Here is a 10527-nt window from a genome sequence, read left to right as displayed (position 1 = left end):
GTGGCGTCCTTGTTGTTGACGTTGAGGGCCGCGTTGTAGTCCTCGATCGCCTTGTCGTACTGGTTGGTGGCGATCAGGCTCTGGCCGCGCGCCGCGTAGGGCGCCGCCACGAAGGGGTTGCGGTCGATGGCGGCGTCGAAATCCGCGATGGCCTGGGTGTTCTGACCCTGCTTCTGACGGACGAGGCCACGGGCATGGTAGGCCTCGGCCGATTCCGGCGCGAGGCGGATCGCCTGGTTGAGGTCGGAGGTTGCGCCGTCGAGGTCGCCTTGCGCGCGCAGCACGTTGGCGCGGCCGATATAGGCGGGGGCGTAGTTCGGGTCCGCCGAGATGGACTTCGAGAAATCCTGCAGCGCGGCGTCGTTGCGGCCGATCTGGCGATTGGCCAGCGCCCGGTTGTTGTAGGCCGAGGCCGAGTTCGGGTCGATCTGCACCGCCTTGGTGAAGTCGCCGATGGCGTCGTTGAACTGGCCGGCCCGGGCATAGGCCGCGCCGCGCGTGACGTAGGCCGCCGCGTCGTTGGGATTGCGCTGGATCACTTCACTCAGCGAGGCGATGTTGACCGTGGTAGCGCCCGTCTGGTCGGATTCGAGCACGGCGAACTGGCGCGACGCGGTGGCGCCGCCGCCGTACGTCTCGCAGCCGGCCAGGGCGGCCGCCACGAGCGCCGTGGCCCCGATCAGCCCCGCCTTCGATGCCCGCAGCTTCAAAACCGTCATGGTCCTCGCTCCCCCCGGCGTCGCGCGCGACGCCGCCCCCAAATCGATCGCAATCCGCGCCGGCGCCCGCATGCTGGAGTCCGGCCGCGCCGGCACCATTCCGCATCGCGGTGAATGCGCGCTTAAAATCGGCGTCGGGTTCCGCTCAAGCGGCTGGATGTGGCGAAGGTATGGCCCTGGCCTGCGGAGGCTAGAATCGGTCGGCAGGGCCGTCGCTTGCTGGGCGCGTGTCGCAATCGGGCCGCGGTTTTCGCAGGCCCGTCAGGATTTCGGGACGAGTTGGGTGACGTGGCCCATCTTGCGCCCGGGCCGGGCCTCGCCCTTGCCGTAGAGGTGCAGCTGCGCCCCCGGCCGGCCGAGGATCGCGGCCCAGTCGTCGACGTCGCCGCCGATGAGGTTGTGCATCTCCACCGCCAAGCCGCCGACCCGGGCCGAATCGCCGAGCGGCCAGCCGCAGACCGCGCGGACGTGCTGGGCGAATTGCGAGGTCGTCGCGCCCTCGATGGTCCAGTGGCCGGAATTGTGGACGCGCGGGGCGATCTCGTTGACGACGACCCGGGCGGGTCCGTCCGCCTGGGGCACGAGGAACATCTCCACCGCCAGCACGCCCACATAGTCGAGCGCCTCGGCAATGCGGCGGGCGATACCGATGGCGGCGGCCTCGGTCTGCGGCGCGATGCCGGGGGCGGGGACGCGGGTGACGGCGAGGATGTGGTCGCGGTGCTCGTTGGCGCACGGGTCGTAGGCCGCGAAGGCCCCGTCGGCCCCGCGGGCGGCGACCACCGACACCTCCGCCTCGAACGGCACGAACCCTTCGAGAATGGAGGGCGCGCCCTCGAATTCGGCAAGAATCGCGGCGGGATCGATCGCCGCGGCATCGGCCTCCCCCTCGGCCCGGATCATGCGCTGGCCCTTGCCGTCGTAGCCGAAGCGGCGGGTCTTCAGCACCGCCGGTCGGCCGATCTCGGCGAGCGCCCGGGCGAGGTCCTCGGCCGTGTCGACGGCGCGGAACGGCGCGGTCTCGATGCCGAGATCGTTGATGAAGCGCTTCTCGGTCAGCCGGTCCTGGGTCGTGGCGAGCGCAGCGGCGTTCGGGTGCAGGGGCGCCTTGGCAGCCAGGGCCTCGGCAGCCCGCGCCGGGATGTTCTCGAACTCGTAGGTGACGACGTCGACGCTGGCGGCAAAGCGCGCCAGGGCCTCGACATCGTCATAGGCCGCGATCGTGGCCTCGGCCGAGACGTCGAAGGCCGGGCTGTCGGCGTCCGGGGCGAAGACGTGGACCCGCAGGCCGTAATTCGCGGCCGCGAGGGCGATCATGCGGCCGAGCTGGCCGCCGCCCACGATGCCGAGGGTCGCGCCGGGGCGGATGTCGGGGAGGGCGGTCACGGTGCTTCGCTTTTCACGACGGGTTGCGTTTCAAGGGAGATCGCTCTTCAGGAAAGATCGCTCTGGGGGGTCTCGGCGACGCTCGCGGTCTGCGCGGTGCGCCAGGCATCGAGCCGCGCAGCGAGGTCCGCATCGGTGAGGGCGAGGATGGCGGCCGCGAGCAGGGCGGCGTTGATGGCGCCCGCCCGGCCGATGGCCAGGGTGCCCACCGGAATGCCGGCCGGCATCTGCACGATGGAGAGCAGGCTGTCCTGCCCGGACAGCGCCTTCGACTCCACCGGCACGCCGAGGACGGGCAGGGGGGTCATCGCCGCCGTCATGCCGGGCAGGTGGGCCGCACCGCCGGCGCCCGCGATCACGACCTGGAATCCTTCCGCCTTGGCGCCCTTGGCGAAGGCGACGAGGCGGTCGGGCGTGCGATGGGCCGAGACGATGCGATCGTCATGGGCGACGCCGAGCGCATCCAGCGTCTCGGCGGCATGCCGCATGGTCGCCCAGTCCGACTGGCTGCCCATGATGATCGCGACCGGGGAGGCTCCCGCCATGGTCGTCAGATCCCTTCGCGATCATGTGTGGAACGGGCCGTGCGCGCCGCGACCCTTAGGAACGCCGAATACAAAAGCGGTGGCGCGCCCGCAAGGCAGGAACCCGGAGGCCCCGCCCCGTCAGGCGATGATGTCGGGGGTGATCTGGTCCTCGAGATACGAGATCCGGTCGCGCAGGGACAGCTTTCGCTTCTTCAGGCGCTGGATCTGCAGCTGGTCGGCCACCACCCCGAGTTCGAGGGCGTCGATGGCGCCGTCGAGGTCCCGGTGCTCCTGCTTCAGCCGCGCCAACTCGTCGGCCGGTTCCACCGTTGCATCGTTATCGAACTGGACCGCCATCGCACCTGATGCCCCGGGACGCCTTCGCAGAAGACCATGCGACAGCCGGTCGGCCTGGGCAAGAACCCGCCGCCCCTCCTGCACAAACATCCGCCTGCACAAACATCCGTCAAGCATGGCCGTCGATAGCCTTCGACAGCCGGCTGATCATATGTCAGTCTGGCCGCGTCGAAACGAGACAGGAGACACAGCTCATGTCACTGCAGACGCACCTCACCCAGCTCGCCCGGAAGCACGAAGCCCTCGAGCGGGAGATTCACGATGCCACCATCCGACCCTCGGCGAACGATCTGCGCATCGCAGAGCTCAAGAGACGCAAGCTCCACCTCAAGGACGAGATGAACCGCCTGCGAACCGAATCCGACCAGCTGCACTAGCGGCTGCTCCGACCCCACCAAACCGTCTCTAGAGCGTTCGCCGCCGCCGCTGGGTCTCCAGGGCGGCGGTTTTCGTTTTCCCCCGGGCCCCGGCAGGATGGCGCAGCAGTCCGGCAGCGTAAATTCCGGTAGAGTGCGGAGAAACCGGCAACCACGACCGGGCCCGCAGGATATGCCATGGACGCCACGCCCCACACTCCGACGCCGCTCCCCGGCCGCTACGTCGAGACCCACGCGGCCTCGCTGCGCGATCCGGAGGCGTTCTGGCTCGACGCGGCCCGGGCCATCGACTGGGCGCGCCCGCCGACCCGCGCCTTCGATGCGGCGGCCGGCGCCTATGGCCGCTGGTTCCCCGACGCGACCCTGAATGCCTGCCACAATGCCGTGGACCGGCACGTGGCCGCCGGCCGCGGCGACCAGGCCGCGATCCTGTACGATTCGCCCGTCACCGGCACGAAACGGCGAATCACCTACGCGGCGTTGTGCGACGCGGTGGCCGTGCTCGCAGGCGTGCTCGGCGACCTCGGGGTCGGGCGGGGCGACCGCGTCGTGATCTACATGCCGATGGTGCCCGAGGCCCTGTTCGGCATGCTCGCCTGCGCGCGCCTCGGGGCCGTCCACTCCGTGGTGTTCGGCGGCTTCGCCGCCAACGAACTCGCGATCCGCATCGCGGATGCCACCCCGAAGGTGGTGCTCGCCGCATCCTGCGGCATCGAGCCGAACCGCGTCGTGGCCTACAAGCCGCTCCTCGACGCCGCGATCGCGGCCTGCGCGCACAAGCCCGCGGCCTGTCTCGTCCTGCAGCGTCCGCAGGGGCCGGCCGACCTCGTGCCGGGGCGCGACCACGACTGGGCCGAGACGGTGGCGCGGGCGGACGCCGAGGGCCGGCGGGCGGATTGCGTGACCGTTGCGGCCACCGATCCGCTCTACATCCTCTACACCTCCGGCACGACCGGGAAGCCAAAGGGCGTGGTGCGGGACACGGGCGGCTATTGCGTCGCGCTCGCCTGGTCGATGCCCAACCTCTACGACGTGGCGCCGGGCGAAACCTACTTCTGCGCCTCCGACATCGGCTGGGTGGTGGGCCATTCCTATATCGTCTACGCGCCGCTCCTCCACGGCTGCACCACGGTGCTCTACGAGGGCAAGCCGGTGGGGACACCCGATGCGGGCGCCCTCTGGCGGGTCGTTTCCGAAACCGGCGCCGCCTGCCTGTTCACGGCCCCCACCGCGCTGCGGGCGATCAAGAAGGAAGACCCGCGCGCCGAGCGGGTCGGTGCCTACGACCTCTCGGCCTTCCGCTCCCTGTTCCTCGCCGGCGAGCGGGCCGACCCCGATTCGGTGGCCTGGGCCGAGCGGGCCCTCGGCCGGCCGGTCATCGACCATTGGTGGCAGACCGAGACCGGCTGGGCCATCGCGGGCAATCCCGTCGGCCTCGGCCAGTTGCCGGTCAAGCACGGCAGCGCCTGCGTGCCGATGCCGGGCTACGACCTCGCCGTCCTCGACGAGGCTGGCAAGCCTGTGCCCGCCGGCACGATGGGCACCATCGCCCTGCGGCTGCCCCTGCCGCCCGGCTGCCTGCCCACCCTCTGGGGTTCGGAAGAGCGCTTCCGGTCGAGCTACCTCTCCACTTATCCAGGCTGGTACGACACCTCGGACGCCGGCATCGTCGATGCCGACGGCTACGTCACCGTGCTCGGCCGCACCGACGACATCATCAACGTCGCCGGGCACCGGCTCTCCACCGGCGCCATGGAGGCGGTGCTGGCGAGCCATCCGGACGTGGCCGAATGCGCGGTCATCGGCATCCGCGATGCCCTGAAGGGCGAGCAGCCCTGCGGCTTCGTGGTGCTGAAATCGGGGGTGGACCGCCCGACCCAGGCGATCGAGGGCGAACTCGTCGCCCTGGTCCGCGAGCAGATCGGGCCCGTCGCGGCCTTCAAGCTGGCGCTCACCGTGCAGCGCCTGCCCAAGACCCGCTCGGGCAAGATCCTGCGCGGGACCATGAAGCGCATCGCCGACGGCGAGCCCTGGACGACCCCGCCGACCATCGACGATGCCGGTGTCCTCGACGAGATCGGCGCCAGCCTGAAGGGGAGGGGGATCGGGGCCGGGTAGCCAAGCGCCCCCGGACGCGCCACGTATGCGGGACTACCGCCAAGCCGGAGCCCCGCATGACCGCCCGCCTGTTCGAGCCCCTGCGCCTCGACGACCTCACCCTGGAAAACCGCATCATCGTCGCGCCGATGTGCCAGTACTCGGCCCATGCGGGCCAGGCCGGCGACTGGCACCTCATGCATCTTGGGCAGATGGCGATGTCGGGGGCGGGGCTGCTGACCCTGGAGGCGACGGCGATCTCGCCGGAGGCGCGGATCTCGCCCACCGATCTCGGGCTCTATTCCGACGAGACCGAGCGGGCGCTGGGCCGGGTCCTCGACGCGGTGCGTTGCTACGCGCCGGTGCCCATCGCGATCCAGATCAACCATGCGGGTCGGAAAGCCTCGAGCCGGGCTCCCTGGGACGGCGGCGCCCAGATCGACCCGGAGGCACCGGACGGCTGGCGAACGGAGGCCCCCTCGGCGCTGGCGCACGGGGCGGACGAGGTGGCGCCCCAGGCCCTCGATTCGGAAGGGTTGAAGCGCATCCGCGACGGCTTCGTCGCCACCGCGCGCCGAGCCCTGAACCTCGGCATCGACGGGTTCGAGCTGCACGGAGCGCACGGCTACCTGCTGCACCAGTTCCTCTCGCCCTTGTCCAATCAACGGACCGACCAGTACGGTGGCTCGCTCGCCAACCGGATGCGGTTTCCGCTCGAATGCTTCGAGGCGGTGCGGGAGGCCGTACCGGCGGGTAAGCCGGTCTGGATGCGGGTCTCGGCCACGGACTGGGTCGAGGAGGGCTGGACCCTGGAGGAAACGGTGGAACTCGCCCACGCCCTCAAGCGCCGGGGCGCGGCCGCGATTCACGTCTCCACCGGCGGCCTCTCTACCCGCCAGCAGATCCCGCTCTCGGCAGGCTACCAGGTGCCGTTCGCCGAACGGATCAAGGCCGAGACCGGGCTCACCACCATCGCGGTCGGGCTGATCACCGAGGCCGCTCACGCGGAATCGATCCTGGCCCAGGGTCAGGCCGACGCGGTCTCCCTGGCCCGCGCCCTCCTGTACAACCCGCGCTGGCCCTGGCACGCGGCGGCCGAACTCGGCGCGCAGGTGCGGGCACCGTGCCAGTACTGGCGTTCGCAGCCGCGCCAGTTCAAGGACCTCTTCGCCGACACCCGGCACGGACAGCGCTGAGCGCATCGCACACGACGCCCGGGCATTGCCCCATTCCATCAGCCAACCCGCCACGGCGGGCGCTTCGCGAGAGACACGCAGCATGGACGACGACGACGTCACCACCTTCGCGGTGGAGCGGGTTCGCCTCGACATCGAGAACGGCATCACCCTGATCTCGGGGGCCGACGACGAGGAGGAGCCGGCGGGCTACTTCATCATCCAGATCGAGAAGGGCGACCCGGACGGACCGCTGATCGAGGTCTTCGGCGAGGATCTGACACAGTCGGACGGCGTCACCCGCCTGGAACTCGGCCTGCGCCACATGCGCTTCGACTTCGACCCAAGCAGCACGATCGGCAGCGAGATGCCCTGCGTGCGGATCGAGTCGCGCACGGAGATCCCGGAGGGCGTGCGCGCCCGCCTCTCCGTTGCCTTCGGCAAGCGCGCGAAGCGGGTCTGATACCAATCATCATCGAGGCGAGGAGGGAGTCCATGGAGATCAAGGTCGGCGACTTCGTCGCATCCGACGACAACGAGGCCACCATGACGGTGGTGGCCCTGGAAGGGGACCGGGCGCTCTGCCGCTGGTTCGTCGACGGCGACGTCGACGGCGACGAGCAGGAGGCCTGGATCGACCTGGCGGCACTGACCGTTCTGTGAACGGGGCGGTAAACGGACCCGGAGGGGACATGTCCGAGATCGCGGAGAAGCGGCGCGAGATCGCCGAACTGATCGCCCTGGAACTCGGCTTCGGCGACCTCGAAACCCTGAGCGCGACCGAGCGCGCGGCGGTCGACCGTCAGACCCAGGAGACCATCGCGGGCTGCGAAGCGGACAGCCCGGAGCCCGCCGATTGCGCGGAGGCCAACATCCGCCTGCGCGGCCTGCTTCAGCAGTACCGCGCGCTCCAGATCCTGCGGAGCGACGAGGACGATGCGCGGCTGGCCGACGAGGGCGAGGTCTTCGGCCGCGAGGACGATGCCTGAACGGCCCCGTTCTCAGCGCGCCACCGCCCCGACCATCGGGCCGAGGGGCCGGCTCAGGTCCGAGCGGTTCATGGACGGAGCGTAGAGGCTCGATACGCTGCCATCGAGGAACAGAGCGTTGCGGCACCCGAGGGTGTCCTTGAAGAGGCGCGCGAAGGCGCCGAAGCTCACCGGGCGCTCCGAGATCGCGAACACGGCGGTGCGGCCATCGTCGCGGACCCCGACCCCGTTTCGAATCTTCTGGCTCGGGCCATCGGCGGAGATCTTGGGGTGGATGTGCCCGTCAACCACCAGCATCGGGCCCGACTGGGTGGCGAAGTCGGGCTTGGGGGCGGCGCGAAGGTAGCGGCCCGTCTCCATCACGCCGGCGCGCTCGCCCTTCACCCAGAAGATACCGTTGGGCTTGAGGTGGAAGTTGCCCGGCCCGTTGGCGGTGGACACGCCCTTCAGCTCGCGCCCGTCCTCGATGTACAGCCCGACCGGGGCCTGACCCTTGTCGTACATGCCGGCATTCATCGCGAAGCGCAGGCCGGTGCCCTGCTTCTCGGCCAGGGTCGAGAGGGAGGAATAGGGCAGGCCGTCGGCCCCGAGCCAGAACACACGAACCCGTTCGCGGCGCAGGTCGACCGTGCAGACCGTGTAGGCCTCGCCCTCGGCCTGCACGGCGCGGCAGGGCGCCGGGGCGGGGGCAGTAGCGGGCGCGGCGGCGGCCGGCCCGCCCAGGGCGAGGCCGAGGGCCGTGACGCGCAGGAAGGCGAGGACCGGGAAACGGCTCACCCGAACGCGAGCCCGCTCGACAACCTGCACCATGATCACCCGTATCACCCGCCACCACGCCCGCCGAGGGATCGCGGCGGCCGGCTGCGCTTCCTCGCCCGAAACCCGCGCCCATTTCAAGGGCGACGGGGCGAAGGAGGCGAGGCGGGCCGCCGACTTCACGAAACGGGGAGAAACAAAACGCTCCTGAACCGTTCTGGGTGCATCCGCGTTTTTCGGCTGACGGGGACGTTTCGGCTTCTTTCGGAGACGATGTGATGAAACGAGTTCTTCTCGCTTCCGCAGCCATGGTCGGCGCGCTCGCGATGATTCCGGCGACGGCCGACGCGCGCGGCTTCGGCGGTGGCGGTTTTCACGGCGGTGGTTTCCATGGCGGTGGGGGCGGCTTCCGCGGTGGCTTCGGCGGCGGCGGTTTCCGCGGTGGATTCGGCGGATATCGGGGCGGCTTCGGCGGCTTCCGCAACGCCGGATTCGGTGGATATCGCGGTGGCTTCGGCGGTTACCGCGGCGGCTATTACGGTCGCGGCTACGGCCGAGGATACGGCTACGGCCTCGGTGGCCTGGGCCTGGGTGTCGGCCTCGGCCTCGCGGCCGGTGGTCTCTACGGCGGCTACGGCCCGGGTTATGGGTACGGATATGGCTACGCGCCGGTCGGGTACGGTGCCTACGACTACGGTTACGGGGGCGGCTGCTACACGGTTCCGCGCGTGCGCTGGACGCCCTACGGCTACCGCCGGGTGCTGGTCGAGCGCTGCTACTGATCGATCCCGAGCGATCGTTGACGGGGGAGGGGCCGCCACGTGCGGCCCCTTCTCGTTTTCGCTCCTGGTCCCGGTCGAAGCGCGCCTATCGGCGCGTCTCGTCCCGGCGCATCGGCATGGCGTCGATGGTCTCGAAGAGGGCGGAGGCCGGTAACGGCGTCCCCTCGACGCGCTTGGCCTCCCCGTCCTTGCCGATCAGCACGACGCGGAACGCGTCCGGCGGCAATCGGAGCGTCGCGCGCAGGCGAATAGCCTCCGGCGCATCGCCCACCGCCTCGAGGGTCACGAGATCGCGCTCCTTCAGGCCCGGGCGGACTTCGGCCAGGATGGCGCGCTGGGCAGCCAGGTTCGGATCGCCCGCGCCGGGCGCCGAGACCACCAGGACGCGCGCGCTCCAGCGATAACGCTCGAGCGGACTTGCCGCGGCCTGCGCCGCTCCGACGCCGAGCAGCGTCGCGCCGATGGCCCAGCCACGCACCGTCATCGTCCAACCTCCCTGCGAAAGGCCGCAACGCACTGCAACCGTCGCCCTGCAGATAGCGCGCGGCCCGCACGGGTGAACCCGGTCCGGTTTGCCCTTGGACCGAGCCGACCCATCTGAACCGGAGGCAGTCGCCCGAACCCGCGTGCGTTCGGACGGACTTGCCGATCGGCCTTCGCAAAGCGCGACAACCCCGGAGTTCCCATGACCACCGCGAACCGCCGCATCGTCCTCGCCGCCCGCCCGCACGGGGAGCCGAACGCCTCGCATTTCCGGCTGGAGGAGGCGCGCATGCCCGTGCCGAAAGCCGGGGAGGTGCTGCTGGCCAACCGCTACCTGTCCCTCGATCCCTACATGCGCGGGCGCATGAGCGCGGCGAAATCCTATGCCGAGCCCGTCGCCATCGGCGACACCATGGTGGGTGCCACCGTGGCGGAAGTCCGGGCCTCGGATCACCCCGGGTTCGACGTCGGCGACATGGTTGTCGGCTTCGGCGGCTGGCAGGAATTCACCACGTCGGACGGCCGGGGCCTGCGCAAGCTCGATCCGGCGGCAGCGCCCGTCACCACCGCGCTCGGTGTCCTGGGGATGCCCGGGATGACGGCCTATGCGGGCCTGCGCAACATCGGCCGGCCGAAAGCCGGTGAGACCGTGGCGGTCGCCGCCGCCGCCGGGCCGGTCGGCTCCCTGGTCGGGCAGATCGCCAAGCGCCGGGGGGCACGCGCGGTCGGTATCGCGGGCGGTCCGGAGAAATGCGCTTACCTGCGCGATACCCTCGGCTTCGACGCGGCGATCGACCATCGCGCGGACGACTTCCCCGACGCCCTGGCGGCGGCCTGCCCGGACGGCATCGACGTCTATTTCGAGAATGTCGGCGGCGC

Annotated in this window: 14 protein-coding genes; 8 read left to right on the top strand and 6 right to left on the bottom strand. The window is 70.5% G+C overall.

All coding sequences use genetic code 11. From position 1 onward, the window contains the following. From K2X24_RS07400 to K2X24_RS07385, 4 genes are all read right to left on the bottom strand, one after another. Positions 1 to 719 (bottom strand): tetratricopeptide repeat protein (locus tag K2X24_RS07400; RefSeq protein ID WP_292496301.1); only part of this gene is annotated, 719 nt, incomplete at its 3' end. Between the two features lie 261 nt (positions 720 to 980). After that, positions 981 to 2105: a 5-(carboxyamino)imidazole ribonucleotide synthase gene (locus K2X24_RS07395; RefSeq protein WP_292496299.1), complete on the bottom strand. Its 1125-nt coding sequence runs from the start codon at positions 2103 to 2105 to the stop codon at positions 981 to 983. Between the two features lie 47 nt (positions 2106 to 2152). Then, the gene (purE, locus tag K2X24_RS07390; RefSeq protein WP_292496296.1) at positions 2153 to 2650 is read right to left on the bottom strand and encodes a 5-(carboxyamino)imidazole ribonucleotide mutase; all 498 of its coding nucleotides are present in this window, start codon (positions 2648 to 2650) and stop codon (positions 2153 to 2155) included. 120 nt (positions 2651 to 2770) lie between these two features. Further along, positions 2771 to 2989 (bottom strand): DUF465 domain-containing protein, encoded by a 219-nt coding sequence (locus K2X24_RS07385; protein ID WP_292496294.1) that lies wholly within the window; start codon positions 2987 to 2989, stop codon positions 2771 to 2773. Positions 2990 to 3183: 194 nt separating this feature from the next. On the opposite strand from K2X24_RS07385, the gene K2X24_RS07380 reads away from it, so the two are divergent. From K2X24_RS07380 to K2X24_RS07355, 6 genes are all read left to right on the top strand, one after another. Continuing rightward, a complete protein-coding gene (locus K2X24_RS07380) occupies positions 3184 to 3366 on the top strand; it encodes a DUF465 domain-containing protein (RefSeq protein WP_292496292.1) in 183 nt (60 codons plus the stop codon). 177 nt (positions 3367 to 3543) lie between these two features. Continuing rightward, positions 3544 to 5484 carry a propionyl-CoA synthetase gene (locus K2X24_RS07375; RefSeq protein ID WP_292496289.1) on the top strand — a complete coding sequence of 647 codons (1941 nt, stop codon included), beginning with the start codon at positions 3544 to 3546 and terminating at the stop codon, positions 5482 to 5484. 56 nt (positions 5485 to 5540) lie between these two features. Next, positions 5541 to 6659, top strand: a complete 1119-nt coding sequence (locus K2X24_RS07370; RefSeq protein WP_292496287.1) for an NADH:flavin oxidoreductase/NADH oxidase — start codon at positions 5541 to 5543, stop codon at positions 6657 to 6659. An 82-nt stretch (positions 6660 to 6741) separates the two neighbouring features. Next, positions 6742 to 7101, top strand: a complete 360-nt coding sequence (locus K2X24_RS07365) for a hypothetical protein (RefSeq protein WP_292496285.1) — start codon at positions 6742 to 6744, stop codon at positions 7099 to 7101. Between the two features lie 32 nt (positions 7102 to 7133). Further along, a complete protein-coding gene (locus tag K2X24_RS07360; RefSeq protein ID WP_292496283.1) occupies positions 7134 to 7301 on the top strand; it encodes a hypothetical protein in 168 nt (55 codons plus the stop codon). Positions 7302 to 7330: 29 nt separating this feature from the next. Continuing rightward, a complete protein-coding gene (locus K2X24_RS07355; RefSeq protein WP_292496281.1) occupies positions 7331 to 7627 on the top strand; it encodes a hypothetical protein in 297 nt (98 codons plus the stop codon). Between the two features lie 12 nt (positions 7628 to 7639). On the opposite strand, the gene K2X24_RS07350 is transcribed toward K2X24_RS07355, so the two are convergent. Then, positions 7640 to 8377: a phosphodiester glycosidase family protein gene (locus tag K2X24_RS07350; RefSeq protein ID WP_292496303.1), complete on the bottom strand. Its 738-nt coding sequence runs from the start codon at positions 8375 to 8377 to the stop codon at positions 7640 to 7642. Between the two features lie 284 nt (positions 8378 to 8661). Between K2X24_RS07350 and K2X24_RS07345 the strand changes: the two genes are divergently transcribed. After that, on the top strand, positions 8662 to 9165 hold the full coding sequence (locus K2X24_RS07345) for a hypothetical protein (RefSeq protein ID WP_292496279.1): 504 nt from the start codon (positions 8662 to 8664) through the stop codon (positions 9163 to 9165). 85 nt (positions 9166 to 9250) lie between these two features. Here the strand turns inward: K2X24_RS07345 and K2X24_RS07340 are convergent, their stop codons facing one another. Next, entirely contained in the window at positions 9251 to 9649 is a 399-nt protein-coding gene (locus K2X24_RS07340; protein WP_292496277.1) for a DUF4174 domain-containing protein, read from the bottom strand. A gap of 201 nt (positions 9650 to 9850) precedes the next feature. Between K2X24_RS07340 and K2X24_RS07335 the strand changes: the two genes are divergently transcribed. Beyond that, a partial coding sequence (locus tag K2X24_RS07335) for a zinc-binding dehydrogenase (RefSeq protein WP_292496275.1) occupies positions 9851 to 10527 on the top strand: 677 nt, incomplete at its 3' end.

It is taken from the genome of Methylobacterium sp., from assembly GCF_019750675.1.
Classification (GTDB): Bacteria; Pseudomonadota; Alphaproteobacteria; order Rhizobiales; family Beijerinckiaceae; genus Methylobacterium.
The sequence above is the reverse complement of the archived record's forward strand: the minus strand, read 5'-3'. Positions and strand labels throughout refer to the sequence as shown.

Coding starts and splice junctions, on each gene's coding strand:
- K2X24_RS07365 (WP_292496285.1), top strand. CDS start 6,742: ATGGACGACGACGACGTCACCACCTTCGCGGTGGAGCGGGTTCGCCTC.
- K2X24_RS07385 (WP_292496294.1), bottom strand. CDS start 2,989: ATGGCGGTCCAGTTCGATAACGATGCAACGGTGGAACCGGCCGACGAG.
- K2X24_RS07375 (WP_292496289.1), top strand. CDS start 3,544: ATGGACGCCACGCCCCACACTCCGACGCCGCTCCCCGGCCGCTACGTC.
- K2X24_RS07340 (WP_292496277.1), bottom strand. CDS start 9,649: ATGACGGTGCGTGGCTGGGCCATCGGCGCGACGCTGCTCGGCGTCGGA.
- K2X24_RS07370 (WP_292496287.1), top strand. CDS start 5,541: ATGACCGCCCGCCTGTTCGAGCCCCTGCGCCTCGACGACCTCACCCTG.
- purE (WP_292496296.1), bottom strand. CDS start 2,650: ATGGCGGGAGCCTCCCCGGTCGCGATCATCATGGGCAGCCAGTCGGAC.
- K2X24_RS07355 (WP_292496281.1), top strand. CDS start 7,331: ATGTCCGAGATCGCGGAGAAGCGGCGCGAGATCGCCGAACTGATCGCC.
- K2X24_RS07345 (WP_292496279.1), top strand. CDS start 8,662: ATGAAACGAGTTCTTCTCGCTTCCGCAGCCATGGTCGGCGCGCTCGCG.
- K2X24_RS07360 (WP_292496283.1), top strand. CDS start 7,134: ATGGAGATCAAGGTCGGCGACTTCGTCGCATCCGACGACAACGAGGCC.
- K2X24_RS07380 (WP_292496292.1), top strand. CDS start 3,184: ATGTCACTGCAGACGCACCTCACCCAGCTCGCCCGGAAGCACGAAGCC.